Raw genomic sequence first — 15128 nt, forward strand, 5'->3', positions numbered from 1 at the left:
CGCGTCCGGCGTCATGCGAGCGTGACGTCGACCCCGCTCGCCCGCAGGCGGTCGACGACCTCCGGGTCGGCGCCGTCGTCGGTGATGAGGGCGTCGAGAGCCGACGTCTCGCAGATCTTGGCGAACGCCGTGATGCCCAGCTTGGTGTGGTCGGCGACGGCGACGACCCGGCGGGCGTTGGCGACCAGCGCCGCGTTCACCGCCGCCCTGCCCTCGTGGTGCGCGAACGCCCCCGCCTCGGGGTCGAGGGCGTTGACCCCGAGGAAGAGCGTGCCGATGGAGATCTCGTCGAGGATCCCGCGGGCCAGGGGACCGGTGAGCTCGTAGGTCAGCGGCCGCATCACGCCCCCGGTGAGCACGACCCGCACGTGCCGCCGCACCGCGAGCTCGTTGGCGATGTTGACGGCGTTGGTGACGACGACGACCTCGCCGCGGGGATCATCCCGCTGCAGCTCGGGGCGCATGACCAGCTCGCGCGCCACCTCCGTCGTCGTGGTGCCGCCGTTGAGGCCGACGACGTCGCCGGGCGCCACCATGGCCGCGGCGGCGCGGGCGATCCGCTGCTTCTCGACGGCCTGGCGTGCTGTCCGGTAGCGCAGCGGGAGGTCGGAGGAGGTCGGGCTCGGCGAGGCGCCACCGCGGGTGCGCGTGATGAGCTGCTGCCGGGCCAGGTGGTCGAGGTCGCGGCGTGCGGTGGCCGCGGACACGCCCAGGCGGCGGACGATCTCGTCGACGTGGAGGTTCTCCCGCTCGACGACGAGCTCGAGCACCGCCGTGAGGCGTTCGTGGCGGTTCATGGTCGAGTCCTCCTGCCCCCCTGGGCCGACGTCTTCCGCTCCCAGTGTGACGACGGCCGGGCCCCGGGCGCACCCGCAGAGCGCCGTCGGCGACGGCGTGCGCGGCCTGCGCGCCGGTGCCACCCTGGGGCCATGACGCGCTTCGGGTACACCCTCATGACCGAGCAGAGCGGGCCGAAGGAGCTCGTGCGCTACGCCGCCGAGGCGGAGCGCCGGGGCTTCGACTTCGAGGTGTGCAGCGACCACTACTTCCCGTGGCTCGACTCCATGGGCCACGCCCCCTACGCGTGGACGGTGCTGGGCGCCGTCGCGCAGGCGACCGAGCGGGTCGAGCTCATGACCTACGTGACCTGCCCGACGATGCGCTACCACCCCGCCGTCGTCGCGCAGAAGGCCGCGACGATGGCCGTGCTCTCCGACGAGCGGTTCATCCTCGGGCTCGGGGCGGGGGAGAACCTCAACGAGCACGTCGTCGGCGAGCGGTGGCCGGCGGTCGGCGAGCGCCACGACATGCTCGAGGAGGCGCTCGTCATCATCCGCGCGCTCCTCGCCGGGGAGAACCTCACCCACGAGGGCGACCACTTCCGCGTCGACTCCGCGAAGGTCTGGGACCTGCCGGACAAGCCGGTCGAGCTCGCGGTGGCCGTCTCGGGGCGGCAGTCGGTGTCCCGGTTCTCCGGCCTCGCCGACCACCTCGTCTCCACGGACCCCGACCCCGACCTCGTCGCGCAGTGGTCCGCCGAGCGCGAGAAGGAGGTTCACGGCGGCTCACGGATCATCGGGCAGATCCCCGTGTGCTGGGACCCCGATGCCGACGCCGCCGTCGCCCGCGCCCACGAGCTCTTCCGCTGGTCCGCGCTGGGCTGGGGCGTCAACGCCGACCTGCCGACCACGCGAGGCTTCGAGGAGGCCACCTCCTTCGTCCGCCCGGAGGACGTCGCCGAGTCCATCCCGTGCGGGCCCGACCTCGACGCCATCGTCGAGGCCGTCGCGCCCTACTGGGAGGCCGGGTTCACCGACATCGCGCTCGTCCAGATAGGGGGCTCCGCCCAGGAGGAGTTCCTCGCCACGGCGGCCGAGCCGCTGCTCGAGAAGCTCCGCGCGGCCGCGCCGTAAAGGATCGCTGGCGTTGTCGAGCCGCCGGTGCGCTCCTGCCGCTCGCCCGTGATGATCGTGCCGGATCGCCGGCGACGGAGCGGGGCTCATCGGTTCCGCAGAGAGGTCCCTCAGCCCGACGGCGGGACCACGCACACGCCGTCGACGCACCATCCGGCCTCACCGTCGGCGCCGCCCAGCGGGGTGAGCGCCGTCAGCGGGACCAGCGGCGGGGCGGGCGGGAGGGCGGGACCGTCCGTGAGGGACGGCGAAGCCGAGGTCGTCGTGGTGGTGACGACGTCGGCGGCGGGCAGGTCGCCCCGCGCGGCGTTCCCGGTGCTCACGAGGCCACGCCCGCGCGCTCGGCCCGGACCTGCTCCAGGGCCGCGGTGAAGACCTCGGGGTTCTGCGCGCCGGAGATCCCGTAACGACCGTCGATGACGAAGAACGGGACGCCGGTGATGCCGTAGGCACGGGCCTGCGCGATGTCGGCCTGGACGGCGTCGGCGTGCTCGTGCGTCTCGAGGGCGCGCAGCACGTCGTCGCGGTCGAGCCCGACCTCGGCCGCGAGATCGGCGACCTCCTCGGCGCGACCGAGGTGGCGGCCCTCCTCGAAGTACGCGGCGAGGAGCCGCTCGACGAGCTCGAGCTGGCGGCCGTGGGCCTTGGCGTGGTGGAGCGCCTCGTGGGCGACGAGCGTCTTGGTCTGGCGCACCGCCGCGAAGTCGTAGCTGAGGCCGACGGACCGCGCGATCTCCGTGACCTGGCCGAGCATCGCCTCGACCTGGTCAGCCGGGATGCCCTTGTGCTCGCTGAGGAAGTCCACGGCGCTGCCCTCGAAGTCGAGGGGGGTGTCGGGGCTGAGCTCGAAGCTGCGGTAGGTGACGACGACGTCGTCGGCGTCGGGCAGGGCGGCCAGCCCCGCCTCGAACTTCCGCTTGCCGATGTAGCACCACGGGCAGGCGATGTCGGACCAGATGTCGACGGTGAGGGGAGTGCTCATGCCAGGGCCAACCCCGTGGCCGAGCGTGGCATTCCAGGCCGCGGACGGGCGCACGGCGGGGGCCGCGGGGGACCCCCGGGGTCCGTGCGCTACGCCGGCTTCTTCTCGCGGGTCTTCGCCGGCCGCTTGGGCGCCGCCGTCGTCTTCGCGGTGGACGACTTCGCCGCGGTCGTCTTGGCGGTGGACGACTTCGCCGCCGCCGACTTGGTCGTGGAGGACTTGCTCGCGGCGGCCTTGCTGGTGGACGAGGACCGGCTCGAGGAGGACGCGCGGGACGCGCGCTTGGGCTTCGCCTCGCCGTCCCCGGAGTCCGCGTCATCCCCGGAGTCCGCGTCGTCGTCAGCCGCGGAGGACGACGCCCCTCCGCCCGATGCGGCCTCCTTTTCCTCGACCGCGCCCCCGGCGCGCTTCTTCTTCGATGCCTCGACGGAGCGGCGCAGCGCCTCCATGAGGTCGAGGACCTCGCCGCCCTCGTCGTCGTCCTTGGTCCCGAACGTCTTCTCCGTGTCGAGCGCGTCGCCCTCCGCGAGCTTCGCCTCGATGAGCTTGGTGAGCTCCTCCTGGTACTCGTCGCTGAACCCGGAGGGGTCGAAGTCCGCGGAGAAGCTGTCGACCAGCGCGGCGCTCATCTTCAGCTCCTTCTCGCTGATCCGCGCCGACTGCTCGAGCTCGGGGAAGTCCGCCGCGCGGACCTCGTCGTCCCACAGCAGCCCCTGGAGCACGAGGACGTCGCCGCGCACCCGCAGCGCGCCGAGCCGCGACTTCTGCCGCAGCGTGAAGCTGACGATGGCGGTGCGGTCGGTCTCCTCGAGGGTCTGGCGCAGGAGCTGGTACGACTTCGTCGACTTGGAGTCGGGGCCGACGAAGTAGCTCTTCTCCATCATGATCGGGTCGATCTGCTCGCTCGGGACGAACTCCATGACGTCGATCTCGCGGTTCTTCTCCACCGGCAGCGAGGCGAGCTCCTCGTCGGAGAGGACGACCGTCTGCTCGCCGTCGTCGTACGCCTTGGCGATGTCACCCCACTGGACCACCTCGTCGCAGATCTCGCAGCGCCGCTGGTAGCGGATCCGGCCGCCGTCGGCCCCGTGGACCTGGTGGAGGCGCACGTCGTGGCTCTCCGTGGCGGAGTACAGCTTGATCGGGACGTTGACGAGCCCGAACGTGATGGCTCCGGTCCAGATGGCACGCATGATCGGTCCCTTTCCTCGCAGGCCAGTCAACCGGCGACGACGACGCCCCGCCACCCGGCCGCACCGCCACGGATCGGGGCAGCGTACCGCCGCGGCGGCGTCGTGCCGAGGGCCCCGCCAGGGCGTGGTGGGGTGCGGACGGCGGGGCCGCGCGTGAGGATGGCGGCCATGGCGAGGAATGATCAGCCCGAGACGGTCGTCGTCGAGGGCCGGAGGCTGCGGCTGACCAACCTCACCAAGGTCCTCTACCCGGTGACCGGGACGACGAAGGCGGAGATCATCGCCTACTACGCGGAGATCGCCCCGGCGATGCTGCCGCACTGCGCCGGGCGGCCCGCCACCCGCAAGCGTTGGCCCAACGGGGTGGGGACCGACGCGGAGCCGGGCCAGATGTTCTTCCAGAAGAACCTCGACGACGGCACCCCGGACTGGGTGGTGCGCGCCCCCATCGACCACAGCTCGCGCACCTACGACTACCCCCTCGTCGACGACACCGCGACGCTCGTGTGGCTCGCCCAGGTGGCCGCCCTGGAGATCCACGTGCCGCAGTGGCGGTTCGGCTCGGACGGCACCCGCCGCAACCCGGACCGCCTCGTCCTCGACCTCGACCCCGGCCCGGGCGCGGGGCTGCCGGAGTGCGCGGAGGTGGCCGGGCACGCCCGCGCCATCCTCACCGGGATGGGCCTGGACCCCGTGCCGGTGACCAGCGGCTCCAAGGGCATCCACCTCTACGCCCCGCTCGACGGCGCCCACACGTCCGACCAGATCAGCGACCTCGCCCACGAGCTGGCCCGCGCGCTCGAGGCGGACCACCCGGACCTCGTCGTCTCGGACATGAAGAAGTCGCTGCGCGAGGGCAAGGTGCTCGTCGACTGGTCGCAGAACAACGGGTCGAAGACGACCATCGCCCCGTACTCGCTGCGCGGGCGCGAGCGGCCCACCGTCGCCGTCCCACGGACCTGGGAGGAGATCGCCGACGACGGCCTGCGGCACCTCGAGATGGCCGAGGTCCTCGACCGGGTCCGGGAGCTCGGCGACCCGATGGCCGACCTCGCCCGCGCCGCCGACCGGGCGGGCGGCGGGCCGACCCGCGACCGGCTCGAGATCTACCGCGCCAAGCGCGACGCGTCCCGCACGCCTGAGCCGGTGCCGGACCGGGTGGCGGACGCCGGGGAGCCGATCTTCGTCATCCAGGAGCACCACGCCAGCCGGTTGCACTGGGACCTGCGCCTGGCCCACGACGGCGTCCTCGTCAGCTGGGCACTGCCCAAGGGCGTACCGGTGGACCCCGCCAAGAACCACCTCGCGGTGCAGACCGAGGACCACCCCATGGAGTACGCCACCTTCTCCGGGACCATCCCGGCGGGGGAGTACGGCGCGGGCGAGATGAGCATCTGGGACACCGGCACCTACGACCTCGAGAAGTGGCGGGAGGGCAAGGAGGTCATCGTCACCCTCCACGGCGGGCCCGACGGTGGCCTCGCCGGCGGCCCGGGGCGGTCCACCCGCGTCGCGCTCATCCGCACCGGCGGGCGCCGCGAGGAGGAGGCCAACCACTGGCTCATCCACCTCATGCGGCCCGCGGGAGAGACGTCCTCCGGCGGCGGGGACGGCGATCACCCGGGGGAGTGGCGCGCCCGCGGCGGTGGGGTGAGCCGGGAGAGACCGGCGCGGGGCAAGCCAGTGCCCGAGAAGCGGGGCCGCGAGCAGCCCGCGCCCGAGAAGAAGTCGGCACCCGAGAATCCCGCGCCTGAGGAGCCAACGCCCGAGAGCCCCACGCCCGAGAGCCCCACGCCCGAGAAGCCCGCGCGGGCGACGCCGTCGGGCCGGTCCCGGGGGTCCTCGTCTCCCCGCGTCGCGGCCCCGGTCCCGATGCTCGCGACCCCGGGCGACGAGTCCGGCGTGCGGGTCGCCGAGGACTGGGCGCTGGAGATGAAGTGGGACGGCATCCGCGCCGTCGTCCTCGTCGACGGCGACGACGTCCGGCTCGTGTCCCGCAACGGCATCGACCTCACGGCGACGTACCCCGAGCTCGCCGGCGTCGCGGCGTGCGTCGACGCCGGGCACGCGGTGCTCGACGGGGAGATCGTCGCGCTCGACGAGCGTGGACGCCCCAGCTTCTCGGTCCTCCAGCAGCGGATGAACCTCAGCGCGCCGCGGGACGTCACGCGGGCGGCGGCGACCTGGCCGGTCCACCTCATGCTCTTCGACGTCCTCGAGGTCGACGACATGTCCTGGCGCGACCAGCCCTACGACGCCCGGCGCGAGGCCCTGGAGCTCCTCGTCGACGCCGACCGCGACGAGCACGTCGAGGTGCCCCCCGCGTTCGGCGGCGACGTCGAGGCGGCGATGGCCGCCTCGCGCGCCTGGCAGCTCGAGGGCGTGGTCGCCAAGCGCCGTGACTCCGTCTACCTCGAGGGCCGGCGGTCGCCCGCGTGGCTCAAGATCAAGCACAGCGAGGCCGAGGAGGTCGTCGTCGTCGGCTGGAAGCCGGGCCAGGGCTCGCGGGCCGGAAGGGTCGGATCCCTGCTCCTCGCGGTCCCCGACGACGACGGCGCGCTGACCTACGTCGGCAAGGTGGGCAGCGGCTTCACCGAGAAGGAGACGGCCGCATGGGTGAAGAAGCTGGCCCCGTTGGAGCGTGACTCGCCGGCGCTCGGTGACGTCCCACGGCCCGACGCGCGCGATGCCCGTTGGGTGGAGCCGGTGCTCGTCGCCGAGGTCGAGTTCTCCGAGCGCACCTCCACCGGGCGGCTGCGTCACCCCCGGTGGCGAGGCTGGCGCCCGGACAAGGACGCGGAGGATCTCTCGCCGAGCCGATGAAAGAGGCTTCCAAGGCCTTCCCCATGATGGGGAAAGATCTTTACGCTGTGTCCTGGCTCACGTCGGACACATCCCCCTGCCGCTAGCCCCGGCTCGCGCGCGGGGGGCCCAGGCTCGTCGCGTCGCCGTCCTCGCCTCGAGTCAAGGGAGAAGCTCCGATGACGACCTTCCGTCCAGCCCGTGCCGCGGCTGCGGCCGCCGGGGCCGCGCTGCTGCTCGCCATGGTCCCGGCGCCGGCCGTCCTGGCCGACGTCGCCGTCCCGGGCGCCGATGCCCAGGCCGGCGCCAGCACGCTCACGGTCCACTACTACAAGCCGGGCTCGCAGTACGAGAGCGGTATCGAGGCCGCCGCCCTCGGGGGCGCCGAAGGCACCCTCACCGACGTGGACGCCGACGGGTTCGGCACCACGATGACGTTCTCCTTCCCCGAGGAGGAGCCGGACGCCTACCTCGGGTTCACGGTGACCGAGGACAGCACGTTCCCCGACGACACCCGGTACGTGCGCGCGGTCGACGGCGCGGCGGAGGTCTGGGTCGTCGACGGCGACCCCCGCGCCTACGACGAGCCGACGCGGATCGACCCGGAGGTCGTCGTCAAGCGCGACGCGAAGGCGTACGTCGCCGTCGAGGACCTCACCGAGCTCCTCGACCTCACCTACACCTACGGCAGCAACGGCTACCTCTTCGACGGCGCGGCGCCCGGCACCCTCGACGTCCTCACCATCCACCGCGGCCGGGACTACTTCGAGATCGCCGTCGACCGCGACCGGATCGGGTCCAACGTCACCGGCAACATGCTCAACGAGTACACCGACCTGGTCTTCGACGACGTCGACGGCTTCCGGCAGGGCGGTCGGTACTACCTCTCCTTCGGTGCGATCGAGCGCCTCTTCCAGGTCCGTCCCCTCGTGCTCGACGGCGCGGAGTACCTCCTCGAGAAGCAGTTCGTCGCCCACGACGAGATCACCCCGGCCGACCCGGGTGACGTGGGCTTCGACCCCGCCCGGCTCGCCGAGCTCGACGACTACATCAACGCCCAGGTCGCCGACGGGTCCTCCGCCGTCGCCGTCGTCGTCACCAAGGACGGCAAGGTCGTCAAGGAGGACGCCTACGGGTACGCCCTGCGCTACTCCACGAGCGAGGTCGACGGCGTCACGCAGCCCGCCGAGCTGCTCCCGCAGTCCCAGTGGCAGCCGGCGGAGGTCGACACGCTCTTCGACCTCGCCTCGAACACCAAGATGTACGCCACGAACTACGCCCTCCAGCGGTTGGTGAGCGAGGGGCGGCTCGACCTCGACCGCACCCTCGTGTCCTTCCCCGGCTGGGAGGGCTTCACCGATGCCAACTCCGTCTACACGGGCAAGTGGACCGTCGGCGGGGAGGGCGGGATCCCGGAGCGGTACACGGGCAAGGAGACCATCACCGTCCGCGACATCCTCCACCACCACGCCGGGCTCATCCCGGACCCCGAGTACCCCAACCTCGGCTCCGCGGGGGAGCTGTGGTACCAGACCAGCGACCACACCGACCGGTCGGGGATCATCGAGAGGATCTCCCAGACGCCCCTGCGGTACGCCCCGCGCACGACCTTCGCCTACAGCGACGTCGACTACATGATCCTCGGTCTGCTCATCGAGCAGATCAGCGGCAAGCCGCTCGACGTGTACCTCGAGGAGGAGATCTACGGCCCCCTCGGGCTGGACGACACCCTCTTCACCCCGCTCGAGCACGGCGTCGCGCCGTCGCGGATCGCCGCCACCGAGCTCAACGGCAACACGCGTGACGGCAACGTCTCGTTCGGCGCCCACGCGGACGGCACCCCCGTGTACATCCGGGACTACACCCTCCAGGGGGAGGTCCACGACGAGAAGGCGTTCTACTCGATGGACGGGGTCTCCGGCCACGCGGGCCTGTTCTCCACCACCTCGGACATGGCGGTCCTCACCCAGCTCATGCTGGGTGGCGGCATCTACGGCGGGGAGCAGTACTTCACCCAGGAGGTCATCGACGAGTTCCTCACGCCGTACAGCCTCGACCCCGCCAACGTCGACGCCTCGACAGTCGCCCTGGGCTGGCGCGTGCACTCCAAGAGCGCGGCCGCGTACTACTACTTCAACTGGGGGCCCAGCCGCAGCACCTTCGGGCACCAGGGCTGGACCGGCACGCTCACGGTCATCGACCCGCTCCACGACCTCACCATCACCATCCTCACGAACATGCGGCACTCCCCGGTGATCAACCCGCCCAACGGGTTCGAGGGCGCGAACTTCCCCATCGCCGACCTGGCGCCGATCTCGGCCCACGTGTACCGCGCGCTCGAGGGCGAGTCCCAGCAGTACAACCCGCTCGTCGAGATCGGCGACGTCGAGGACGTCTCCGTGGAGCGGGGCACCCCGCTCGAGGCCGCCCTGGCGGCGCTGCCAGCCGCGACGACCGTGGTGGACACGGCCGGGGCCACCCACGCCGCCCCGCTGACGTGGGAGATCGCGGACTACGACGGCGCCACCCCCGGCGCCTACGCCGCGCGCGGCACCTTCGCCCTGCCCGCCGGTGTCACCCAGGCCGAGCCCCCGGTCGAGCTCGCCGTGGACGCGACCGTCACGGTCACGCTGCCGGAGCCCTCGATCGCCCTGTCCGCGGACGAGGTGGACCCGGGCGCGGACGTCGGCGTCTCGGGGGAGGGCTTCGCGCCGGGTGAGCGCGTCGAGATCCGGCTGGTCGACGGGTCGGATCCGACGGAGGAGCTCGGCGACGCCGTGCTCCTCGGGACCGCCGACGTCGCCGCCACGAGCGAGCTCGCGCAGACCGTGACGATCGACGCGGCGACGGTCCCCGGCGCGTACGTCGTCGTCGTCACCGGGCTGGACTCGGAGCGGACAGCGACGAGCGCGCTGACCGTGCGGCCCGGGACGCCGACCCAGGGACCGACCGAGCCGCCGACGGAGGATCCGACGGGGGAGCCGACGGGCGACCCGGGCGGTGCACCCGGCGGTGACCAGGGGCGGCCGCCAGCCCCCGGCGGCGGTGACCTGCCGCGGACGGGCGGTGCGCCGCCGGTGTGGCTGCCGGCCCTGGGGCTGCTGCTGGCCGGGGCGCTCACCCTGCTCGGCGCGCGACGCCGTGGCGAGGCGCGGTAGGCGGCGCAGCCGGGGGGCGGCTCGGGGCGGCGCGGCGTGCCGCCCCGAGCCGCCGTCCTCCCACCTCGTGATCATGCAGAGACGCCGGGCGTTTCTGCATGATCACGAGGGAGGGGGAGCGACGTGGGCCGGGGGAGTGACGGGCAGTGACCGCACCGGCGCGCCCGATGGGTGAACCCCGTCTTCCGGGCGTCACCGTACGGATCTACGCTGGCCCCATGACCGACACCCTGACGTCGCCTGCCGGCACGACCGACGTGCACGACGCCGTCACGCAGGTCGCGCGCGAGGCCAAGGCCGCCTCGCGCGCCCTGGCGACCGCCACCCGCGCGACGAAGGACGCCGCGCTCCACGCGATGGCCGACGCGCTGGTCGCCGAGAGCGCCCGGATCGTCCAGGCCAACGCCGACGACGTCGAGCGGGGGCGAGCGGGCGGCATGAAGGACTCGCTCGTGGACCGGCTCACCCTCACCGACGCGCGGATCGCGGCCATCGCCGACGCCCTGCGCGAGCTGGCCGCCCTGCCGGACCCGGTGGGCGAGGTGGTCCGCGGCTCCACGCTGCCCAACGGCCTCAAGCTCCGCCAGGTGCGGGTCCCCATGGGCGTCGTCGGGATGATCTACGAGGCGCGCCCGAACGTCACGGTCGACGCCGCGGGCCTCGCGCTCAAGTCCGGAAACGCCGTCATCCTGCGCGGGGGCTCGGCGGCGGCGTCGTCGAACGCCGTCATCGTCGAGGTCCTCGGCGAGGCGCTTACGTCCGTGGGGTTGCCGGCCGCACTCGTGCAGTCCATCGACGCCCACGGGCGCGCGGGCGCCGTCGCGCTCATGCGCGCTCGCGGGCTGGTGGACGTCCTCGTCCCCCGCGGCGGTGCCGACCTCATCCAGACCGTCGTGCGGGAGTCGCTGGTGCCGGTCATCGAGACCGGGGTGGGCAACTGCCACGTCTTCGTCGACGCCTCGGCCGAGGTGGAGCAGGCGATCCCCATCGTCCTCAACTCCAAGACCCAGCGCACGGGCGTGTGCAACGCCGCGGAGACGCTGCTCGTGCATGCCGACGCCGCACCTGCCTTCCTCCCGCCCGCCCTCGCCGCGCTCGCGGCGGCCGGCGTGCGGATCCACGGCTGCGAGGACACCGCCGGCTACGCCCCGGCGGGCGTCGAGGTCGTTCCGGCCACCGAGGAGGACTGGGCCACGGAGTACCTCAGCCTTGACCTCGCCGTGCGGGTCGTGCCGGACCTCGACGCCGCCCTCGCGCACATCGCGCGGTGGTCGAGCGGTCACACGGAGGCGATCTGCACCCGCGACGTGCGTTCCGCCGAGCGCTTCACCACCGAGATCGACTCGGCGGCCCTCATCGTCAACGCCTCCACCCGGTTCACCGACGGCGCGGAGTTCGGGCTGGGTGCGGAGATCGGCATCTCCACGCAGAAGCTCCACGCACGGGGCCCGATGGGTCTCGGCGAGCTGACGACGACGACGTGGATCGTCCACGGGGACGGCCAGATCCGCGAGTGAGCCGCCCGGGCGCCGTGCTCGGCGACCGTGCAAGACTGTGCCCTGGACATAGGACGAGAGGAAGTCGACACCGCCATGATGAGCTCGCTCGTGAGGTACGCGGCCGAAGAGGCCGAGCACCCGCTGCCGATGGACCCGATCCTCTACGGCGTCGTCGCCATGGCCGCGTTGCTGTTCCTCCTGCTCGCCACCTACGCGTTCCGCAGCGTCCACACGCGCCGCCGCTGAGCATGGGCGCGGCTCGGCGGATCGGCGTCATGGGTGGCACCTTTGACCCCATCCACCACGGCCACCTCGTCGCCGCCAGTGAGGTCGCCGACGTCTTCGACCTCGACGAGGTCGTCTTCGTCCCCGCCGGCGAGCAGCCGTTCAAGCGCGACCGCCAGGTCGCCGAGGCCGAGCACCGCTACCTCATGACGGTGATCGCCACGGCGTCGAACCCGCGCTTCACCGTCTCGCGCGTGGACATCGACCGTCCCGGGACGACCTACACGATCGACACGCTGCGTGACCTCCACGCGCTCCTGCCGGACGCCGAGCTCTTCTTCATCACCGGTGCCGACGTCCTTCCGCAGATCCTGCAGTGGAAGGACGCCGAGGAGCTGTGGGGGCTGGCGCACTTCGTCGGGGTGACCCGCCCCGGGCACCTGCTCGACGACGCGGGGCTGCCCGAGGCGGGTGTCTCGCTCCTCGAGGTCCCGGCGATGGCGATCTCCTCGAGCGACTGCCGGGAGCGGGTGCACTCGGGCATGCCCGTCTGGTACCTCGTGCCCGACGGCGTCGTCCAGTACATCGGTAAGCATCATCTGTACCGCACCGATCCCCCCGTCGCGGACGGGAGCGGGACCGCAGCGCACGTGGAGGGCGCACGATGAGCGAGGACGAGCCTCTGGTCGGTCCGCCCGGGCGGCGTCGTCGCCGGGACGCCGTGCGTTCCGAGGAGCCGACGGCGGCCCCCAGCGAGCCGGAGCGGCCGGAGTCCGAGAACCCCGCCGGAGCAGGGCCCAGCACGACGACGGAGCGCGCCGAGGCGGCGCACGTCACGACGAGCGCCCCCGCACCGGCAGACACGGCGGCCGCGGCGCCGGGGACGTCGCCTCGGCTGCCGAGCCGCAAGGAGCTGCGTCGCCGGGCGGCCGAGGAGGAGGTCGCGCGCCGCGAGGCGCCGGCCGAGACCGCGGCCGCCGACATCGAGGCCGAACGCCCGGAGCCCGGGCCGGAGCGACCGGGGCCGGAGCGACCCGAGCCCGCGCGACCCGAGCCCGAGTCGGAGCCCGCGCGGCCACATGCCTGGCGCCCCATCGTGCCGGCCCCGGCCGAGGGGCCGCCGGACGCCCCGGCCGAGCCCGCCGCCGACGACGCGGCCGTCTGGGCCGCGCACCTCGAGCCCGCCTCGCTGCCCGGCCGGCCGGCCCGCCCCGAGTCGCCGACGACCGGCAGCCCCGCCCGGCGCTCGGTCGAGGAGCGGCGGTTGACGACGCCCACCGGCGACGGTTCCGTCGATGTCGCCTCGCCGCTGGAGAGCACCGAGGTCCGGCGCAGCCGCCGCTCGATGCGGGACAGGCTCCGCGAGGCGCCGTCGGAGCCGCCGACCGACGAGCGGGAGCGCACCGGTCGTCGTCCGGTCGTCCGTGCGCCGGCCGTCGCCCAGGGGGTCCGCGGGCTGGACGAGACGGGGCAGCTCACCGGTGTCCAGCCGGTCGTCCGGGACGAGGTCCAGCGCGAGCACGCCCGCTCGGCGCCCGAACGCCATGGCGCCCCGCCGGCGCTCCGGCGTTCGGCGCCGTCCGTGGAGAGCACCGGGAGCATCGACCCCACGTCGTGGAACGCCGCCACCATGGCGCCGGAGGCCGACGAGGACCCCGAGCACGACGACGACGCGCCGTTGCGGCCCACGTGGGTCTCCGTCAGCGCCGTCGGCCCCACGGGCGAGCCGGCGGACCAGTGGACGGCGCCCCTGCGCCCCGGGCCCACGCGGGCGTCCCGCCGACAGGTCACCGCCGAGGACCTGGAAGGTCGCGGCCCCGAGGTGCCCGTACGCCGGCCGACGGCGTCGGCGTTCGCCGCGGACCTGGCCGACGCTCCCGCCCCGAGCGTCGTGGCCACCGCTGCACCCGAGCTCGCGGCGACGCCCGAGCCCGTCGCTGGCGGGGGCGACGTCGCCGAGACCAGCCGCCGGCCCGGTGCAGGGGCGACCGTGCTCAAGATCGCGGCGCTCGCCCTGGCCGCCGCCGTCATCGCGGCGCTCGTGTGGATCCTCGCCTCCGGCGCCATCGACGCCGCCGCCGGTGCAGCCGCGGCCGCCGGCGGCGCCGTAGGATCGACGTTCACCGTTATCGACCATCATGAGGAGTCACGTGCCCGCTGACGAGAAGTCCCGCCAGCTCGCGGTCGCCGCCGCGCGCGCCGCCGCCGACAAGAAGGCGGACGAGATCATCGCCCTCGACGTGAGCGAGCGGCTCGTGCTCACGGACGTCTTCGTCGTCGCCTCCGGCTCCAACGAGCGCCAGGTCAAGGCGATCGTCGACGGCATCGAGGAGGCGCTGCACAAGGAGGGGTCCAAGGCCGTCCGCAAGGAGGGCATGGAGCAGGGGCGCTGGGTCCTCATGGACTTCGGCGACATCATCGTGCACGTCCAGCACACCGAGGACCGTGAGTTCTACGCCCTCGAGCGGCTGTGGAAGGACTGCCCCGTCGTCGAGCTCCCCTCGGACCTGTACGAGGCTGCCGACACCGAGGCATGAGCGCCCGGCTGGTCGTCCTGTGGCGTCACGGGCAGACGCGGTACAACGCCGCCATGCGCCTGCAGGGTCAGGTGGACATCGAGCTCAACGAGGTCGGCGTCGAGCAGGCCGAGCGCGCGGCCGCAGGGATCGCGGCGCTCGGGCCGACGCGCATCGTCTCCTCCGACCTGCAGCGAGCGGCGCGCACCGCGCAGGCGCTCGGCGACCGCACCGGGCGCGACGTCGAGCTCGACCCCCGGCTGCGCGAGCGATCGTTCGGGCAGTGGGAGGGCCTGACGGCCGAGGAGATCCAAGCCGGCTGGCCCGAGGCGCACCAGGCGTGGCGCCGCGGGCAGGAGCCTGCCGACATCGGCGCCGAGTCCCGGGGGGACGTCGCCGCGCGCGTGTCCTCCGCCGTCCGCGAGACGGCGGACGGCATGGACGACGGCGTGCTCGTCGTCGTCGCGCACGGCGCCGCCCTCACCCTCGGCCTCACGGCGCTTCTCGACCTCGACCCCACCGAGTGGTTCGGCCTGGCCGGACTCGACAACTGCCGCTGGAGCGTCCTCACCGGCAACCCGGGACGTCGCCCCGAGTGGCGCCTCACTGGCCACAACCTCGGGGTGGCGGGGACCTGAGCGGTCCGGGCCGCCCGTCACCGATGGGGACGGTGGGTGCCCGGGGGAGTGTGGCGCGCACCACTGCTCGGCGATTGGTCAGGGACCGGCTCTCTCCTCTAGACTCAACGAGGCACAAGGGGCTATGGCGCAGTTGGTAGCGCGCTTCCATGGCATGGAAGAGGTCGGGGGTTCGAATCCCCCTAGCTCCACACAAGGTGAA

At 73.2% G+C, this 15128-nt stretch carries 13 protein-coding genes and 1 tRNA gene; 10 read left to right on the forward strand and 4 right to left on the reverse strand.

The features are described 5' to 3' along the window. Positions 1-11: 11 nt before the first annotated feature. Positions 12-797, reverse strand: a complete 786-nt coding sequence (locus EBO36_RS04500; protein ID WP_122823558.1) for a DeoR/GlpR family DNA-binding transcription regulator — start codon at positions 795-797, stop codon at positions 12-14. A gap of 132 nt (positions 798-929) precedes the next feature. On the opposite strand from EBO36_RS04500, the gene EBO36_RS04505 reads away from it, so the two are divergent. Beyond that, the gene (locus EBO36_RS04505) at positions 930-1913 is read left to right on the forward strand and encodes a TIGR03557 family F420-dependent LLM class oxidoreductase (RefSeq protein ID WP_122823559.1); all 984 of its coding nucleotides are present in this window, start codon (positions 930-932) and stop codon (positions 1911-1913) included. A 110-nt stretch (positions 1914-2023) separates the two neighbouring features. On the opposite strand, the gene EBO36_RS04510 is transcribed toward EBO36_RS04505, so the two are convergent. The 3 genes from EBO36_RS04510 to ku form a co-directional block, all read right to left on the reverse strand. Further along, positions 2024-2236, reverse strand: coding sequence for a hypothetical protein (locus EBO36_RS04510; RefSeq protein WP_122823560.1), 213 nt, complete (start codon positions 2234-2236; stop codon positions 2024-2026). Further along, positions 2233-2895, reverse strand: coding sequence for a DsbA family oxidoreductase (locus EBO36_RS04515; protein ID WP_122823561.1), 663 nt, complete (start codon positions 2893-2895; stop codon positions 2233-2235). Before EBO36_RS04515 ends, EBO36_RS04510 begins: the two co-directional genes overlap by 4 nt. An 89-nt stretch (positions 2896-2984) precedes the next feature. Next, complete coding sequence (gene ku / locus EBO36_RS04520; RefSeq protein ID WP_122823562.1) at positions 2985-4088, reverse strand: non-homologous end joining protein Ku; 1104 nt, start codon at positions 4086-4088, stop codon at positions 2985-2987. A 168-nt stretch (positions 4089-4256) separates the two neighbouring features. Here ku and EBO36_RS04525 point away from each other — a divergent pair, with 168 nt between their 5' ends. The 9 genes from EBO36_RS04525 to EBO36_RS04560 all read left to right on the forward strand — a co-directional run bounded on the left by EBO36_RS04525 (position 4257) and on the right by EBO36_RS04560 (position 15117). Then, a complete protein-coding gene (locus EBO36_RS04525) occupies positions 4257-6911 on the forward strand; it encodes an ATP-dependent DNA ligase (protein ID WP_122823563.1) in 2655 nt (884 codons plus the stop codon). Between the two features lie 158 nt (positions 6912-7069). Further along, on the forward strand, positions 7070-10048 hold the full coding sequence (gene pbp4b / locus EBO36_RS04530; protein WP_122823564.1) for a penicillin binding protein PBP4B: 2979 nt from the start codon (positions 7070-7072) through the stop codon (positions 10046-10048). A 218-nt stretch (positions 10049-10266) separates the two neighbouring features. Then, positions 10267-11565: a glutamate-5-semialdehyde dehydrogenase gene (locus EBO36_RS04535; RefSeq protein ID WP_122823565.1), complete on the forward strand. Its 1299-nt coding sequence runs from the start codon at positions 10267-10269 to the stop codon at positions 11563-11565. A 75-nt stretch (positions 11566-11640) separates the two neighbouring features. Further along, the gene (locus EBO36_RS15245) at positions 11641-11793 is read left to right on the forward strand and encodes a hypothetical protein (protein WP_164471344.1); all 153 of its coding nucleotides are present in this window, start codon (positions 11641-11643) and stop codon (positions 11791-11793) included. Positions 11794-11795: 2 nt separating this feature from the next. Further along, positions 11796-12440 carry a nicotinate-nucleotide adenylyltransferase gene (nadD, locus tag EBO36_RS04540; RefSeq protein ID WP_122823566.1) on the forward strand — a complete coding sequence of 215 codons (645 nt, stop codon included), beginning with the start codon at positions 11796-11798 and terminating at the stop codon, positions 12438-12440. Continuing rightward, on the forward strand, positions 12437-13933 hold the full coding sequence (locus tag EBO36_RS04545; RefSeq protein ID WP_122823567.1) for a hypothetical protein: 1497 nt from the start codon (positions 12437-12439) through the stop codon (positions 13931-13933). The genes nadD and EBO36_RS04545 overlap by 4 nt, the downstream gene beginning before the upstream one ends. Beyond that, positions 13923-14309, forward strand: coding sequence for a ribosome silencing factor (gene rsfS / locus EBO36_RS04550; RefSeq protein WP_122823568.1), 387 nt, complete (start codon positions 13923-13925; stop codon positions 14307-14309). Before EBO36_RS04545 ends, rsfS begins: the two co-directional genes overlap by 11 nt. After that, the gene (locus tag EBO36_RS04555; protein ID WP_122823569.1) at positions 14306-14926 is read left to right on the forward strand and encodes a histidine phosphatase family protein; all 621 of its coding nucleotides are present in this window, start codon (positions 14306-14308) and stop codon (positions 14924-14926) included. The genes rsfS and EBO36_RS04555 overlap by 4 nt, the downstream gene beginning before the upstream one ends. Positions 14927-15044: 118 nt before the next feature. Continuing rightward, a tRNA-Ala gene (locus EBO36_RS04560) sits at positions 15045-15117 on the forward strand. Positions 15118-15128: the final 11 nt, after the last annotated feature.

It is taken from the genome of Georgenia faecalis (assembly GCF_003710105.1).
GTDB classification, from domain to species: domain Bacteria; phylum Actinomycetota; class Actinomycetes; order Actinomycetales; family Actinomycetaceae; genus Georgenia_A; species Georgenia_A faecalis.

Bases quoted from the DNA above. Each gene is read 5' to 3' on its own strand.
- nadD (WP_122823566.1), top strand. From the start codon at position 11,796: ATGGGCGCGGCTCGGCGGATCGGCGTCATGGGTGGCACCTTTGACCCC.
- EBO36_RS04525 (WP_122823563.1), top strand. From the start codon at position 4,257: ATGGCGAGGAATGATCAGCCCGAGACGGTCGTCGTCGAGGGCCGGAGG.
- EBO36_RS04505 (WP_122823559.1), top strand. From the start codon at position 930: ATGACGCGCTTCGGGTACACCCTCATGACCGAGCAGAGCGGGCCGAAG.
- EBO36_RS04545 (WP_122823567.1), top strand. From the start codon at position 12,437: ATGAGCGAGGACGAGCCTCTGGTCGGTCCGCCCGGGCGGCGTCGTCGC.
- ku (WP_122823562.1), bottom strand. From the start codon at position 4,088: ATGCGTGCCATCTGGACCGGAGCCATCACGTTCGGGCTCGTCAACGTC.
- pbp4b (WP_122823564.1), top strand. From the start codon at position 7,070: ATGACGACCTTCCGTCCAGCCCGTGCCGCGGCTGCGGCCGCCGGGGCC.
- EBO36_RS04500 (WP_122823558.1), bottom strand. From the start codon at position 797: ATGAACCGCCACGAACGCCTCACGGCGGTGCTCGAGCTCGTCGTCGAG.
- EBO36_RS04535 (WP_122823565.1), top strand. From the start codon at position 10,267: ATGACCGACACCCTGACGTCGCCTGCCGGCACGACCGACGTGCACGAC.
- EBO36_RS15245 (WP_164471344.1), top strand. From the start codon at position 11,641: ATGATGAGCTCGCTCGTGAGGTACGCGGCCGAAGAGGCCGAGCACCCG.
- EBO36_RS04555 (WP_122823569.1), top strand. From the start codon at position 14,306: ATGAGCGCCCGGCTGGTCGTCCTGTGGCGTCACGGGCAGACGCGGTAC.
- EBO36_RS04515 (WP_122823561.1), bottom strand. From the start codon at position 2,895: ATGAGCACTCCCCTCACCGTCGACATCTGGTCCGACATCGCCTGCCCG.